General features: G+C 47.2%; 12 protein-coding genes. 11 read left to right on the top strand and 1 reads right to left on the bottom strand.

Annotation, left to right across the window (positions count from 1 at the left end; genetic code table 11):
* Positions 1-8: 8 nt before the first annotated feature.
* From J3P40_RS14835 to J3P40_RS14820, 4 genes are all read left to right on the top strand, one after another.
* On the top strand, positions 9-440 hold the full coding sequence (locus J3P40_RS14835) for a DoxX family protein (RefSeq protein ID WP_256006976.1): 432 nt from the start codon (positions 9-11) through the stop codon (positions 438-440).
* Positions 441-477: 37 nt separating this feature from the next.
* Positions 478-1077, top strand: a complete 600-nt coding sequence (locus tag J3P40_RS14830) for an LEA/WHy family protein (RefSeq protein WP_256006975.1) — start codon at positions 478-480, stop codon at positions 1075-1077.
* Between the two features lie 178 nt (positions 1078-1255).
* Entirely contained in the window at positions 1256-3628 is a 2373-nt protein-coding gene (locus J3P40_RS14825; protein WP_256006974.1) for a PIG-L family deacetylase, read from the top strand.
* A 118-nt stretch (positions 3629-3746) separates the two neighbouring features.
* On the top strand, positions 3747-5468 hold the full coding sequence (locus J3P40_RS14820; protein WP_256006973.1) for a sodium:solute symporter family protein: 1722 nt from the start codon (positions 3747-3749) through the stop codon (positions 5466-5468).
* Positions 5469-5482: 14 nt separating this feature from the next.
* Here J3P40_RS14820 and J3P40_RS14815 read toward each other — a convergent pair whose 3' ends face one another.
* Complete coding sequence (locus J3P40_RS14815; RefSeq protein WP_256006972.1) at positions 5483-6331, bottom strand: DUF2911 domain-containing protein; 849 nt, start codon at positions 6329-6331, stop codon at positions 5483-5485.
* Positions 6332-6415: 84 nt separating this feature from the next.
* On the opposite strand from J3P40_RS14815, the gene J3P40_RS14810 reads away from it, so the two are divergent.
* The 7 genes from J3P40_RS14810 (at position 6416) to J3P40_RS14780 (ending at position 16557) form a co-directional block, all read left to right on the top strand.
* Entirely contained in the window at positions 6416-7609 is a 1194-nt protein-coding gene (locus J3P40_RS14810) for a M1 family aminopeptidase (protein ID WP_256006971.1), read from the top strand.
* The gene (locus J3P40_RS14805) at positions 7558-9000 is read left to right on the top strand and encodes a M1 family aminopeptidase (RefSeq protein WP_256006970.1); all 1443 of its coding nucleotides are present in this window, start codon (positions 7558-7560) and stop codon (positions 8998-9000) included. Before J3P40_RS14810 ends, J3P40_RS14805 begins: the two co-directional genes overlap by 52 nt.
* Before the next feature lie 67 nt (positions 9001-9067).
* Positions 9068-10393, top strand: a complete 1326-nt coding sequence (locus tag J3P40_RS14800; RefSeq protein ID WP_256006969.1) for a cytochrome ubiquinol oxidase subunit I — start codon at positions 9068-9070, stop codon at positions 10391-10393.
* Positions 10393-11412, top strand: a complete 1020-nt coding sequence (locus J3P40_RS14795; protein WP_256006968.1) for a cytochrome d ubiquinol oxidase subunit II — start codon at positions 10393-10395, stop codon at positions 11410-11412. Before J3P40_RS14800 ends, J3P40_RS14795 begins: the two co-directional genes overlap by 1 nt.
* Positions 11413-11529: 117 nt before the next feature.
* Positions 11530-12399, top strand: coding sequence for a hypothetical protein (locus J3P40_RS14790; protein WP_256006966.1), 870 nt, complete (start codon positions 11530-11532; stop codon positions 12397-12399).
* A gap of 44 nt (positions 12400-12443) precedes the next feature.
* A complete protein-coding gene (locus tag J3P40_RS14785; RefSeq protein ID WP_256006964.1) occupies positions 12444-15323 on the top strand; it encodes an outer membrane beta-barrel protein in 2880 nt (959 codons plus the stop codon).
* Positions 15324-15381: 58 nt separating this feature from the next.
* Positions 15382-16557 (top strand): cytochrome c3 family protein, encoded by a 1176-nt coding sequence (locus tag J3P40_RS14780; protein ID WP_256006963.1) that lies wholly within the window; start codon positions 15382-15384, stop codon positions 16555-16557.
* The last annotated feature ends 42 nt before the right edge of the window (positions 16558-16599 follow it).

Below are 16599 nucleotides of genomic sequence, written 5' to 3'. Positions count from 1 at the left end.
AACAAGATATGAGACGATTGTTTAATACAAACTTTAACAACGAGAGCATGCATTTCATGCTGCTGGTATTGCGGGTTACCTTCTCCGTGTTTATGATTACACACGGCTATATGAAACTTCAGATGCTTACCGCCGGTGGTGAAATCCAGTTCGGTGATCCGATCGGCGTTGGTCAGGCTGCATCTTTATATCTCGCTGTTTTTGCCGAATTCTTTTGTTCGGTGTTACTATTGCTGGGTTTGGCAGGCAGACTGGCCACCATACCGCTCATCATTACCATGATCGTAGCCGCATTTATTGTTCATGCACCTGATCCGTTTGCGAAGAAAGAGATGGCCTATCATTTTCTGGTAGTTTATCTGTTCCTGCTTGTGTCTGGTCCTGGAAAATACAGTATCGATCATTTCATCAGCCGCAGTTTAAATCCTCGCAGGCGATAGTTTATATGATTTATCATAAATAACCGTTATAGCTGTTATGAAAAAACTCCTGATCATTTTTCTGGCAGCTATAGCTGTTTCAGGCTGCGGCATAAACAAACAAACCGAGCAGATCAAAGCACTTGAGAAGTGTAAATATCGTATTACGGCCGTGGAGCAATTGCTTGTTGGCGGTACAGATGTGAGAAAGCTGATCGGCGGTGAGGATATTAATCTTGCCAGCCTGCCGGCACTTGCTTTCGGCTTTCTGAGGCAGGATATTCCGCTGAAAGCAAGGCTCAATCTGGAAGTAACCAACCCGTCCTCCAATCATGCAGCTATCAACGAATTTGAGTATAAGATACTGGTCAATAGTCAGGAACTTGCTAATGGTTTTGTAAACCAGGAAGTAAGTGTAGGTCCGGGACAAAGCACCGTTGTACCGGTAGATATGACAATAAATGCATATCCTTTTATATCCAACGACAAGGTGATGGGGGAAATCAGTGAATTTCTGAAGACCCGCACAAATGGTACGGAGAAGAAAGGTATGCTGACGCTCAAAATTAAACCCAGCATCAAGGTAGGCAGCACCCTGGTGAAATATCCTGGCTATATCACCATTGACAAAGAGATAAGCAGCAAAATTCTGCTGTAATCATGGCTTTGCTGTTGAGGTGTCTCATTATTGCAGCATTGTTACCTGTATTTTTCGTCGATAAATTTTCGATTACAGATTTTTGGTTATTTTCGAATCAACTATGAATGTAACCATGAAGTTTCGACTGCTTTTTGTGGCCCTGTTTTTCCTTTGCCTATGTACTCAAGCACAACGTATGCAGCAGCTCAATGCTGCAGAAATCAGGCAAGGGCTGGAGGCATTGCAGGTTACCGGAAGCGTGCTTTATATAGCTGCGCATCCGGATGACGAAAATACCCGGCTGTTGACCTACCTGGCAAGGGAAAAGAAGTTGAGAACCGGCTATCTTTCCCTTACGCGTGGCGACGGCGGTCAGAACCTGATAGGCAATGAGCAGGCGGAATTGCTGGGCTTGATCCGTACGCAGGAGCTGCTTGCGGCGCGACGTATAGATGGAGCCGAACAATTTTTTACACGTGCCAACGATTTTGGGTTTTCTAAAAACCCGGAGGAAAGTTTCCGTATATGGGAAAAAGGGAAGATACTGGGCGATGTGGTCTGGGTGATCCGGAACTTTCGGCCCGATGTGATCATCACCCGCTTTCCGGAAGACTCCCGGGCCGGACACGGACATCACTCAGGATCAGCAATACTGGCCCGTGAGGCCTTTACTGCAGCAGGAGATCCTAAACAGTTTCCGGAGCAACTTGCTTTTGTGAAGCCCTGGCAGGCGAAAAGAATCGTGTGGAACACTTTTAATTTCGGTGGCAATAATACCACGTCGGAAGATCAGCTGAAGATAGATGTAGGATTGTACAACCCGCTGTTTGGCAAGAGTTATGGCGAATTGGCTGCAGAGAGCCGGTCGAGCCACCGGAGCCAGGGGTTCGGTTCGGCCATGCAGCGAGGCAGCGGTTACGAATATTTTACCCCTGTAGCTGGCGCGGAAGCCAAAGGAGATCTTTTTAGCGATATAGACCTTACATTAGGCAGGTTGTCGAAGGGCGCAGCTGTCCAGAAACTGTTAGCTGAGATAACCAGAAATTACGATGTGGCCGACCCTTCAAAGTCGATCCCTAAACTTCTGGAGCTAAAAGTGATGGTGAACGATCTGCCGTTCAAGCATCAGGCTTTAGATGATCTGATCCTTTCCTGTGCAGGCATCTGGCTGGAGAGCGCCGCGTTGAATCAGACCTATGCCCTGGGCGAAGAAGTCGATGTGCGCGTACAGGCGATCGTTCGCCCCGGATCGGGGTTTTCACTGCCGGTAGAGGTAACAGAGGTCTTGTCGGGAGCATCGTTTAACCTGAAACCGAACGTCCTGGCCTCGCAGGATCGAAGCATAGCGCCGAAGGATATCGCCATTACGCAGCCGTACTGGCTCGAGCAGAAGCATGGCATCGGGACATTCAACGTAGATGATCTCCATAAGATAGGTATGGCGGAAAACAAGCCGGCAGTTGCAGCTTTATTTAAGATAAGGGTGGGCGACCATGTTATAGAGAAATCTTTGCCGGTGGTATATAAATATACGGATCAGGTGAAAGGCGAAATCTATCAGCCGCTGGTCATTGCACCTCCAGTTACAGCCACGCTTTCTGAAAAGGCTTTTATTTTTAACGGTAACGCAGAGAAGAAGGTGGTCGCCACACTGCGCGGCTTTAAAGAAAACGTGTCAGGCATGATCCGGCCGGTGGTACCAACGGGCTGGAAAGTAAGTCCGGAACAGTTGCAGTTTACTTTAGGTCGGAAAGGAGAGGAGCGTAATGTGGAGTTTACCGTTACACCGGCTGGCAGCGTCGCCTCGGGTACACTTTCGTTAAAAGTTGTTGTCGATGGAAAAACATACGACAAGGGACTGCATGAGATCAACTACGACCATATACCAGCCCAAACGCTGTTTCCTCTGGCGGCAGCAAATGTTAACCGTGTTAGCCTGGTTGTCGGCGGTAAACGCATCGGCTATATCGCCGGAGCTGGTGATCTGATTCCCGAATCACTTCGTCAGATTGGCTACCAGGTAGAACTACTTAACGCAAACCAGGTGATCACACAGGATCTATCAAAGTTTGACGCTATTGTAACCGGGGTGCGTTTGTATAATGTAAGCGATCAAGCCAGGGTGATGCAGCCTAAACTCATGAATTACGTAGAGAACGGTGGCACACTGTTGGTACAATACAACGTGAATGCACCGCTGCGTATAGACAATATGGGACCTTACCCCTTCCGGTTGTCGAGAGACCGGGTAACCGAGGAAGATGCAGCGGTTACTTTCCTGGCGCCTCAGCATCCGGTGCTTAACGTTCCCAATAAAATTACAAAAGACGATTTCAACGGCTGGGTGCAAGAGCGGGGACTATATTTCGTGACCGATACTGACCAGAGATATACGCCGCTGTTTAGCATGCACGATGCAGGAGAGCCCGCCCGGAACGGTTCGCTTATCGTAGCCGATTATGGGAAAGGGCGTTACATCTACACCGGTATTTCCTTTTTCCGTCAGCTACCCGCGGGCGTTCCCGGAGCCTATCGGCTGTTTGTTAATCTTATATCCAGGAGAAATTAGAGGAATGCAGAACGAAAAGCGGTTTTATATCCTGTTGGTTGGCTGGCTTGTTCTGCTTATAGTGTTGTTTTATGCATTTACGCGGTATTTTGAATGATATTGCTAAGATTAGATCGCTATGAGTAGTATCGACTGGGCGGTATTAGTATTAACGCTGGTTTTCATAGTCGTGTATGGGGTCTATAAGAGTCGCGATACCCAAAATATACAAGGTTATCTTCTCGGTAACCAGTCGCTGCCCTGGTACCATGTTTGCCTTTCGGTTATGGCTACGCAGGCGAGTGCCATTACCTTTCTCTCAGCGCCTGGCCTGGCGTACTCCTCGGGTATGGGTTTTGTACAGTTCTATTTTGGTTTGCCGCTGGCGATGATTGTGCTTTGCGTAACCTTTGTACCTATTTTTCATCGCCTGAAAGTCTATACCGCCTACGAGTACCTGGAGCAGCGGTTCGACCTGAACACCCGTGCGCTTACCGCTTTTCTTTTTCTCGTACAAAGGGGCTTGTCTACCGGCATCACCATATACGCCCCGTCTATTATTTTATCGACCATACTCAACATCAATACCACATACACTACCCTGTTTATGGGTAGCCTGGTTGTATTTTACACCGTATACGGAGGCACCCGGGCTGTGTCTTACACCCAAATGCTCCAGATGAGCATTATCTTTTGCGGACTCTTCGCTGCTGGGGCCATGGTGGTTCACTTACTGCCGGCCGAGGTAGGCTTTGTAAAAGCGCTGGATATTGCGGGCAAAATGGGCCGTACTGAAGCGATCGATTTTACCTTCGACCTCAATAACCGGTACACGGTATGGACCGGTATTATCGGTGGATTCTTTTTACAACTTTCTTATTTCGGTACCGATCAGAGCCAGGTTGGTCGATATTTGTCGGGCGCCTCCGTAAGCCAAAGCCGCATGGGTTTACTTATGAATGGTTTGGTAAAAATACCTATGCAGTTCCTGATCCTGCTCATCGGTGTGCTGGTGTTCACCTTCTATCAGTATAACCGCCCGCCTATATTCTTCAACAGTTTTGAGTTGAATCGCTTAGAGAAGAGCGCTTACGCTCCGCAACTTAGAAAGCTCAGTGCCGAATATGATGAGGCCTTTCAGCAAAAGCAGGTGGTGGTTCAGCAAATGAACAATGCTTTGGATCAGAACAACGAAGCTGCGGTGAATGAGCAGCGCCTGCTGCTTCAGCAAGCCGATCAAAAGCAAAAAGATTTACGTGAGAAAGTCACCCTATTGATGAAGGCGAACAATAAGGACGCCAATACAGATGATGTGAACTATGTATTCCTCAGTTTCGTGACCCAGTATCTTCCGCGTGGACTTGTGGGACTGCTTATAGCCATTATCTTTCTGGCATCGATGGGTTCAACAGCCAGCGCACTCAATTCCCTGGCGTCGACCAGCGTCATCGACATCTATAAACGCCTTGTAAGGAAGGATGCATCAGACCATGAATATTTGCAAGCCTCGCGACTGGCTACGTTGTTTTGGGGTGTTGTTTGTATCGTTATGGCGCTTTATGCCGGGAAAATCGGTAACCTCCTGGAGGCGGTTAATATTCTGGGCTCCTACATATATGGCACAATACTGGGGATTTTTCTCGTTGCCTTTTACGTAAAACATGTACGGGGACGTGCTGTTTTTGCTGCGGCACTGCTCTCCGAAGTTATTACCATAGTCCTGGGCTGGCAGGAGGCCGTCGCTTATCTTTGGCTCAATGTGATCAGTTGCACCATGGTAGTCGGGTTTTCGATCTTCATCCAATACTTCACCGGCGGAAAAGAAAAGACCGCCCATTCCAGTGGAGGGGCGGTCTCATAGCATAGCAAAATAATTTATTTCCTGGCTTCAGCTAACAGGGCTCCGTTCAATCGGATATATTCCTGGTTCTTGATTTCGGTAGCGATCCTTAATCCTTCTTCCGCTGTTTTGGCGGCTCCGGCTTTGTCGCCCATCTTGAGCTGAACGCGGCCTTTCCATAATTTAACCCAAGGCTGGGTGGTGTTGTTAGCGTCTGCCGCATTCATCCACTCCAAGGCTTTATTGATGTCTTTTCCGTTTTCAAAGTAGTACTGCGCAGCCTGAAAGTACGGTTTCTTTTCGCCCTTCATGGCTTCGTCGATACTGGCCATTACTTTGCTGTCTACGTCGGTGCTCAGGTTTACCGTTACACCGGTGTTCTCCCACATCAATTGCAATTTAGCTGTTGTCGGATAGACGTCAGAGAATTGAATAGTAAAAGTTTCCACTTTGTCTTTAAGCTTAACTGGTTTTACTTTTACGCGCAGTACGTCGTTGGCTTCTTTGTAAGTGTACGAACCCCATTGTTTGGCTTCTTTGTTAAACACGATTGTCCAGTCGTTCTGCTCAGGTATGGTGAACAACGCATACTCGCCTGCAGGAAGGTTCTGGCCTTCAATTTTAACATCCTCGCTAAACTTGATGGTCGTCGCCGAGTTGGCACCCGTACGCCATACGGTTCCATAAGGTTCGAGTCCGCCAAATATCTTACGTCCTTTAACGTTAGGGCGGGCATAGTTAAGGGTAATAGTGCCAAGTCCGAATGCCTGGGTAACCGTTTGAGAGGTACTTGCCTGAGGCATTTTAAGTCCCTGAGCATTACCTTCAAATTGCAATCCAGCGGCAAGAGCAATGACCAGCATGGTTTTCAACGTCGTTTTCATATCTTATTACTGTTAAATTTTGTTGTGCTAAATTAATGCTAAAGCGGATTATATGGTCATTATATTTTGATTAATTTAGCCCGCATGGTTAATTATCGCATTTGGCTTGCCTCTGTCTGTCTCTTTTGTTTGTCTTGTTCTGCATTTAAGTATACCGCCGCACCAAATTTGGAGCCGGGCGTATCAAGAAGGCTGGCCGAGTACAGAAAAGCAATCATAAAAGGCACCAATTACAATCTCGAACTGGATATTCCTGGAGATAAGCAGGCTGGTATAGCAGCCAGGGAAGTCATCACCTTTCAAATGTCTGATGTCACACATCCTTTGCAGATCGATTTTAAGGAGGACCCGGCCAAGCTTAAGTCGCTTGCCGTAAATGGCAAGACAACAGCTATAGATTATCGTGATGAACACATCATTATTGCCCCCGAGCATTTAACCAAGGGTTCGAACAGGATAGAGATAAGTTTTGAGGCTGGTAATGGTGCGCTGAACAGGAATGCCGACTATTTATATACTTTATTTGTGCCGGACCGGGCCAGAACCGTTTTTCCTTGTTTCGACCAGCCGGATCTGAAAGCTACCTATACACTCACGCTGATGTTGCCGTACGACTGGACCGCAATTGCCAATGCTGCCCTTCAGGATTCTGTGCAGACCGGCGATCGCAAGACTTACCGCTATGCGACCTCTGATACATTGAGCACATACCTTTTTGCTTTTGCGGCAGGTAAATTTTTTCGCGCCTCGGAGCGACTGGCAGAGGGTAACAACCCCAAGTATGTTTCCGACTTTCTGTACCGGGAAACTGACACGGGTAAACTGAAAACCAGCATCAGGTCTGTATTTGATCTTCATGCAGCTTCGCTTCGCTATATGGAGGAGTGGACAGGCATACCGTATCCCTTCCAAAAGTTCGGGTTTGTGGCTATTCCTGATTTTCAGTTTGGCGGAATGGAGCACCCAGGTGCGATACAATACAAGGCTTCTGCTTTTTTCCTGGATTCGGGAGCTACAAAAGATCAGTTGAACGCAAGAAGTCACGTAATAGCACATGAAACTGCGCACATGTGGTTCGGCGACCTGGTAACAATGAACTGGTTTACCGACGTATGGATGAAGGAGGTGTTTGCCAATTTTATTGCCGACAAGAGCATGGAAGCCGAGACCGGTAAGGATTTGTTTGATCTTAAGTTTTTGCTTGATCATTTTCCGGCAGCATCGGGGTGGACCGCACCTCAGGTTCTAACCCGATCAGGCAGGACCTGGATAATCTGAAGGATGCAGGAACACTTTACGGCAATATCATCTATCACAAAGCACCTGTGATGATGCGGCAACTGGAAAGATTGATGGGGGAGGAGAAGTTCCAGCGGGGTGTACAGGAATACCTGAAGAAATTTGCGAATGGCAACGCTTCCTGGCCCGAGCTGATTAGTATCCTGGATAAGTATACTGATGAGGACCTGCAAGCATGGAACAAGGTCTGGGTGAACGATGTGGGGCGGCCGGTGGTCGACTATAAAGTAGAAGAGGAGCGTGGTAAAATATCTGCATTCACCATCACGCAGCATCCGGAGTACGGTAGTCATCGTTTATGGCCGCAGTGGGTGGAGGTCAAGTTTTTCTATCCGGGCAGGACAGAAGAATTTAGCGTAAACCTAAACGCAGAAACGGTTCAACTTCCACAGGCAAAAGGGCTGGATAAACCCTTATTTGTACTCTTCAACTCGTCCGGACAGGGCTACGGTTTGTGGCCGGTCGATAAGGAAATGTTTGACCGCATATATGCTATCGAAAAGCCGCTAAACCGGGCCTCTGCTTACATAACCCTGTATGAGAACATGCTGACTGGGAGGTTTATTTCACCGGTAGCATTGCTGGACTTGCTCATGAAGGGTTTGCAAAAGGAAACTGAAGAGCTGAATTTAAAGCTCATCACGGGCTATATTGGCACGATATATTGGGAATTTTTAAGTGCGGCCGACAGAGTTGCAGCATCGGCTTCTTTGGAACGTACGCTGTGGCTTGCATTAAGCGAGCATGGACAGGCTAATCATAAAAAGCTTCTATTCAAGAGCTATCAGGATATTTTCGCCTCCGCGGAGGCCAGGGATCGCTTGTACCGGATATGGCATACCCAAGCGCCGCCCGATGGCTTAAAGCTTACTGAAGACGACTATACAACCCTTGCGTTTTCGCTTGCGTTAAGAGGCGATGCCGACAAGGATCTGCTGAAAAAGCAATTGGCCCGCATCAGCAATCCGGACCGCCGTACACGCTTCGAATTTATAATGCCGGCCGTATCGGCATCGGTGGCCGAGCGTGACGCGTTTTTCGAGAGTCTGCAGCAGCGCGCCAACCGTGGTAAGGAAGCTAATGTCGTGGCTGCACTTTACTATTTGCATCATCCGCTAAGGCAGCAAACCTCTGCGAAATATCTGAGAAAGAGCCTGGAGATGCTGGTGGAGATTCAAACAACGGGCGACATATTCTTCCCGCAGAATTGGCTGCAGGCAATATTTTCTTATTATCAGCATGCCGAAGCCGCAGACACGGTGCGCAGTTTTCTTGACGAAAACCCTGATTACAATCCGAAGTTGAAGGCCAAGATCCTTCAGGCGGCAGATCATGTTTTTAAAGCGGAAAAATTACTGAGAAAGGACTGATCCTTCAGGCCCAATATTTTGATTTGCATAGCTTTTTAACGAGTTTTGGAAATCAATCTTTTCCCGCATGGATGATCTTCTTGCCGCACGTCTCCAGATGGCCTTTTCGCTGGGCTTCCACATTGTTTTTGCTTGTATAGGAATGGTTATGCCGTTCTTTATGTCGGTAGCCCATTTTTATTGGCTCAAGACGAAAAAGTTGGTATTCAGAGATGTAACGAAGGCATGGAGTAAGGGTGTTGCTATTTTTTTTGCTACAGGTGCTGTGTCGGGTACGGTGCTTTCTTTTGAACTTGGTTTGCTCTGGCCCACTTTTATGGAACATGCAGGCCCTATTTTTGGGATGCCCTTCTCACTGGAAGGCACGGCCTTTTTTATCGAAGCAATTGCACTTGGCTTCTATCTGTACGGTTGGGGAAAGCTGCATCCCTGGTTCCATTGGTTTACAGGGGTCATTGTCGGTATCAGCGGTTTGGCTTCAGGTATTCTGGTTGTGGCAGCCAACTCCTGGATGAACAGTCCGGCCGGATTTGATTTTATTGACGGACAATACCTTAATATAGACCCTATCGCGGCAATGTTCAACGATGCCTGGTTTTCTCAGGCTCTGCATATGTGTATAGCGGCGTTCGTGGCTACCGGCTTTGCCGTGGCTGGTGTGCATGCGCTGATGATTCTGCGCCGCCGGAACGTGGAGTTCCATGCAAAGGCCTTTAAGATTGCCGCGGTCTTTGGCGCTGTGGCGGCTTGTCTGCAGCCTTTGAGCGGAGATATTTCAGCAAAGGATGTGGCAGAGCGGCAACCTGCAAAGCTGGCTGCGATGGAGGCACACTTTCATACAGAAAAGGGTGCAGGGCTAATTATTGGCGGCATACCCGACACGGCAACCAAAACCGTAAAATATGCCGTAAAGATACCAAACTTACTCAGCTTTATGACTACTGGTGATTTCAATGGTGAGGTGAAAGGACTTGATCAGATTCCGGTGGAGGATCAGCCTCCTGTGGCAGTAACGCATTACGCATTTCAGGTAATGGTTGGCCTCGGAATGTTACTTGTGTTGATTTCAATGCTATTCTTTGCGGCGCTCTGGAAGAAAAAGCTTTGGCTCGAAAGCCGATGGCTGCTAAAACTGTTTGTGGCGGCTACACCGCTTGGATTCATCGCTGTGGAAGCGGGCTGGACAGTAACGGAAGTGGGTAGACAGCCCTGGATTATTCAAGGCATAATGCGTACGGCTGATGCGGTGACACCAATGCCTGGCATTGCTTACTCCTTTTATCTGTTTACCGCCATTTATGTGTCGCTGTCGGTGGTAGTGGCTATGTTGCTGTACCGGCAGATATCAATGGTTGGTAAATTGTATGATTCATCTTTAAAAGCGAACGACTGATGCTATACATTGTAATTGTTTTCTTGTGGCTGTCTATCTTGTTATACATTCTGTTAGGCGGAGCAGATTTTGGGGCAGGTATTATTGAACTGTTTACATCAGCCAAAAACAAGGAGCGAACGCGTAAGACGATGTATAAAGCCATTGGCCCCATTTGGGAAGCTAACCATATGTGGCTGATCATTGCTATAGTGATCCTTTTCGTAGGTTTCCCCCGAATTTATACCACTGTGTCGGTATACCTGCATATTCCGCTTGTGTGCATGCTGCTCGGTATTGTAGCTCGGGGAACAGCCTTTGTATACCGGAATTATGACGCCGTCCGCGACGATATGCAGAAAATATATACCCCGATCTTTGTATATTCCAGTTTAGTTACACCCTTCTTCCTTGGTATTATTGCGGGGAGCGCAGTATCGGGGCAGATCGATGCGCAGGCGGGCGATTTTTTATCAGCGTATGTCTTCAGTTGGCTCAACTGGTTTTCTGTTTCCGTGGGGATGTTTACAGTTTGCATCTGCGGTTTCCTGGCAGCGATTTTCATCATCGGGCAGACTGTTCGGGATGAAGACCGGAACTACTTCGTCAGGAAAGCAAAGCAAACGATCTTTATGGTCATGTTCAGTGGCTTGTTTGTGTTTGCTGCTGCTTATTACGAAGGTATTCCACTGCTCACCTGGATTTTCGGTGATTTCCCGGGTGTGGCGGCAATTGTATCAGCAAGTATTTCGCTTGTGGTAATGTTTTATTTTCTTGGCCGCAACCGGCCCGTATTGCTTAGGTTGCTCGCCGGCTTTCAAGTCACGATGATCCTTTTTGCAGCTACTTATACGCACTTTCCTGATATTGTGCTGATTAAAAATGGTCCGAATTTATCGCTGCTGGTACATCAGGGCCAGGCGAAGACAATATCGTCTCTGGCTTATGCCCTGCTTGCTGGGAGTGTATTCATTTTGCCTGCCTTGGCATATCTTATTTACATCTTTCAGGTGAAGGCTAAAGCGCAAGGTGAATCTTAAATGATTGGTTATTATCTTCTTCAGCGATTTTAACAAAATCGTGACAACAAGCAATTAAACCAAGCTCTACGAGCCTAGTCATACTTCAGAAAAAACACAGAACAGATATTTCTCAGTATGAAAAACGGATTTTTCGGCACACTAGCGGCCATTGTATTAATAGCATTCAGCGCGGCTATGGCCACAGCTCAGAAAGTTACGGAATTACAGGAAGTGGGTATCGTAGCTCCTCCGGCTATGAAAATAGACGGTAAAAATTTCGAATGGAAGGACGCGGATTTTACCGTTAATAAGCGCACTACGCTTTCCTATATCATCAGTAATGATGACAAAAATCTGTATCTTATTGTCAAGTCGACCGACGCCATGAATAATAACAAAATTCTTGCGGGTGGCATTACTTTTTCAGTGAATCCCGACGGTAAGAAAAAAGAGAAGGAAAGCATCAGCCTGACATATCCCCTGATTAACCGTAGTAATATGAGAGGACCGGGAGGAGCCGGCATGAGAAGAATGGGCGCGGCTATGGGGATGGGTGGCGGCGCAATGCCGTCGCAGAAAGAACGGGATTCTATGATGGCCGCCATGCAGCGTACGCAATTGGCTCAGGCGAAAGAGATTAAATTAAGTGGATTTAAAAAAACGACAGACACGTTGCTGTCTATTTATAACGCAGAGGGAATAAAGGCTTTTGCTTCTATTGATAAGGAGAATGTGTTTTTCTATGAAGCCGCAATTCCTTTGGAAGAGCTCGGAATGTCTGCCGGAAACACAAAGGAGTTCGTCTATAATATTAAAGTAAACGGTTTACAACTCGCGGGATTTGATGGTCCTGGTGGCGGCGGTGGTGGACGCGGTAATGTGGTAGTGATGGGAAGCCCGAGAGGTGGGGGTGGTTTTGGTGGTCCGAGAGGGGGCGGCTTTGATTTTCAAGAGTTTACAAGTCCAACAGATTTTTGGGGAAAATATACTTTGCTTCAGAAATAACTCTGTATACGCGCACACCAAATAATATTTAATCATACACACAAATGAATCATTTTTTTCAGACTGTGAGAACGGTGATGGCACTGCTTCTTATAGGGCTTAGTTCATCCAGTCTATTTGCTCAGGTCCCTGCCGGAAAGCCTTCGGACCCACCTCCGCCCTTGCCTTTCCGGGAGATCAGCGGTATTGTAAAAGACAGTACAGATCTTGGCGTTATTGGTGCCACGGTGAGCCTGACTTCGGAGAAAGATACTTTGAAAACAAGCACCAACAGCGACGGTATTTTCATTTTTAAAAATGTTAAGTCGGCCACCTACACGCTTGTTGTACAGAGCATAGGTTTTCGCGCCACCCCACCCATGCGCTTTAAGCAGAATGACCTTGCGCCACGTATTGTGATGGATCCCATCGTTCTTAGCGAGGAAAAGAACACGCTGAAGGAGGTTGTCATTAGTGGTACGCCGTCTATAACCTATAAGACGGATACTGTAGAATATAAAGCAAGCGATTACGTGGTGCGCAAAAATGCCAGTGTGGATGAGTTGCTCAAGAAGATGGAAGGTATGGAAGTGGGCAATGACGGGACGTTGGTTCACCAAGGTGAGAGTGTTACCCGAGCAAAAGTAAATGGTAAGGAGTTTTTGGGTGGCGACGTCGCTAATGCCATAAAAAATCTGCCGGCAGAAATTGTAGATAAGATACAGATTGTGGACGACTACGGAGATCAGGCTGCGCGCACAGGTATTAAAGATGGCGATGCGCAGAAGATATTGAATATTACAACACGTACGGATAAGTCGGTGGGAAATATGGCCAATGTTAATATGGCTGCCGGAAACAATGATAGGTATGAGGCTGGAATCTTCGGCACGAGGATTAACCAAAATCAGCAGATTGGTCTGAATGCCAACTACACGAATACCGTGAATGGCGTGAATGTGAACGCCGGTGATATGGGTGGTTTCGGTGGGGGAGGCTTCAGAGGACGAAGAGGTAATAACCCAAGTGCGTCTGGCGGTATAGGCGGTAATACCAAGATGGGCAGCACATCTTTCAGTATACGCGACAAAGTCGGCTCAAAGATCGAGTATAACTTGAATTACGATTTCACAAGGACTTCCGCGAATTCGATTAATGCTTCGGAGTCTTTGCTGAACCGTAGCGGGTCTGGATCTGATACAGCTAATACAAGCCTTTTCACAATCAGTAACTCCAACGGTGACGACGATGATAAAACCCACGAACTGAGGCTCGAGACGGAAATTAATCTTGATTCAAACGACTTTTTGAGGATCAACCCGCGTCTGTCTTATTCCTCGACCTCGTCATTAAGTGATTTCAGGCGATCGATAACAGGAGAGTTGAACGGCCAGGACAATAGCAGATTGGAAACCGGAAGCACTGGCCGGAGTAATACCACACCCTCATTGGGTTTGACAGTATTTTACCAGCATCTGTTTGCTAAAGCAAGAAGAAACTTTTCTGCACAGGCCGAGATTAGCAGAAATAACAATGAGACAGCGCAGACTCAGGACAGACTGGATTCTTTGTATTATTTACCTGTTAATCAGCAGCAGCTTCTTATTGACCGTATTGTGGCAAGAAAAAATCTTAGGAACAATTATCGAGGCAGCCTGACCTATGCTGAACCGCTTAGCGGAAATACCCAGTTGGAATTCAATGCGCAAGTTAACCGGAATGGTTATGATAACGAGGCTATCACGAGCGAGCTTAATGCTTCGGGAATCCCGGAGGTGCAGGCTGATCTGAGTAATATCTACAAGTATTCTTTTACACAAGGGCGCTTATCAGTGAACTTTCGGTATGGGATGCAGAACACGTCTAAAGTCCGCTTTTCGCTGGGCGTGACTGGTGTGCCTGCCCAATTGTCGGGCACAAAGGCAAGCTTGGGGACCTCTACCAACCGGACCAGCTTTAACGTTGTGCCTATAGCCCGCATGGAGTATTTATGGTCAAGACAACACAGGATCAGTTTCGATTATTCGGGCAATGCAACCGAACCGACGTTCGATCAGATTCAACCCGTTCGAGATGTTTCCAATCCGGAAAATCCGGTACTGGGTAACTCCGATCTGAAAGCGACATTTGTACATGGTCTTAGAGCGAGGTATGATAATTACATCGCCAATGCTAAATTGAATTATTCCGTAAATGCCAACCTGTCATTCACAGATAATGCTGTTGTTCAAAACCGGGTAGATACGAATAACACAATCAACGGCAAACCAGTACGTGTAATTGAAACCCGTTTTATCAATATGGATGGTGTTTACCGCGTGGGTGGAAATTATAACATCAGCAAGCAACTGTCGAACCGAAGATATAATCTGCAGCTCAATGGATCGGTAAATTATAACAGGGGTGTAGGAATCTCTAATGGACTGGAAAACATAAACAGACAGCTTACTATTGATCAGCGGTTTGGACCGAGGATTAACCCGGCTGACTGGTTCGAGATTAATCCGCATGTCTCGTATACGTACAGCAGTTCTCGAAATACAGTTCAGGCATTCATCGGCAATGAGACAAAGACGCTCGGTCTAAACCTTGACGGAAGGGTTTATTTTAGCGAAACTTGGTTGTTGGGTTACAATGGAAGCAAGCGCTTTATTAGTGGACTTTCATCAAACATTAACAACGATCCTTTCGTTGTTAATGCATATCTCGAGAAGGAAGTATTCAATCGTCGAGGCAGAATTACGTTCCAGGCTTACGATATTTTGAATCAGAATAACGTAGTCAGTCGAAACAACACTGACTTCGGCTACACCGATATCCGGTCTAACCCGGTGAGCCGCTTCTTTATGTTACGCTTAAGCATGCGCTTGCAGAAATGGAGTGGTGCCCAGGGTGGAAGAGGTGGAAGAGAGATCCGGCGAAGGGGAGACGGCAGCTTTTTTTAAAACCTCCTAGCGCACTTTATCTGATTTTTAATATCTTCATAGTTCTAATAGGATATTTATGAAGGGTAAAGGGCGCTTGCTCATGATCTTTGCGGTGATTGCAGCGTTTGTTATATTTTTTTCCCAGTGTGTAGATGCTCCCAAGGAGTTGAAGGCAACAGAAAATACGCTTGCCGGCTCCGAAAGTTGTAAGCAGTGTCATCAAAAGATATACAATGATTATCAGCATGACTTTCATGCCCGGACTTCAAGGGCTGTAAGAGACACAGACCTGGTAGAGGGACCGCTGCCGGATTCGATATACAGGTTTCACAAGCATCTGAAAATACAGGTGGAAAAGCGGTCGGGCGGAATGTATCAGGTAGCATATTTTGACGGGGAGGAAGCCATGGCCAGACGATTCGATGTCGTCATCGGATCAGGGAAACATGCCTATACCTATGGATCTTGGCAAGGCAAGATGCTGTTGCAGTTACCGCTGTCCTACTTTCGGGCTATAAATGCCTGGGCGAACAGCCCTGGCTTTCCTAAGGACCGGGTGCACTTTAGCCGTCCTATCGATCAGCGTTGCCTCGAATGTCATAGTAGTTTCGTGGAGCAGGCCCCTGCGACGCATCAAGGGATTGCAACAGTAGAACGATTTCAACCGGGATCCGTCGTTTACGGCATTAATTGCGAAAGATGCCACGGTCCTGCTGGAAGGCACGTCGAGTTCCACAGGAATGATCGCGAAGAAAAGAAGCCGCACTATATCACCCTTTATAGTTCATTGACCCGAAAGCAACGGCTTGACGCCTGCGGAATTTGCCATTCTGGTGTCGACATGCAGTCATTGAAGACAACTTTTAATTTTAAACCGGGCGATACCTTAGAATCCTACTATGCGATTGCTGCCAACCAGCAAGGGCAGGCGTCTCCCGATGTCCACGGCAACCAAGTTCAGATGCTGGCGCAGAGTAAATGTTTTACCGCTAGCGATAAACTCGACTGCAACACCTGTCATAGTCCACATGAATCAAAGAAGGCGGGGTTGACGGCTTATTCAAGGAAATGCATGTCCTGTCATCCCTCGGTCGAGCATAGTGCGAAAACGCTTTCCAATGCGATGGTTAAGACGAACTGTATTGATTGCCATATGCCTTTGCAGAAGTCGAGGGTGATCAGTTTTCAGGAGGCAGGCAAATCCGATGCGAGTCCATACAAGCTACATACCCACAGGATTGCGATATATTAGAACGCTAATGCATAAAAGAGAAAGCCCGATACATCGTATCGG

The sequence above is a fragment of the Pedobacter deserti genome (genome assembly GCF_024436415.1).
Taxonomy (GTDB): domain Bacteria; phylum Bacteroidota; class Bacteroidia; order Sphingobacteriales; family Sphingobacteriaceae; genus Pedobacter; species Pedobacter faecalis.
This window is presented reverse-complemented; position numbering and strand designations above follow the sequence as displayed.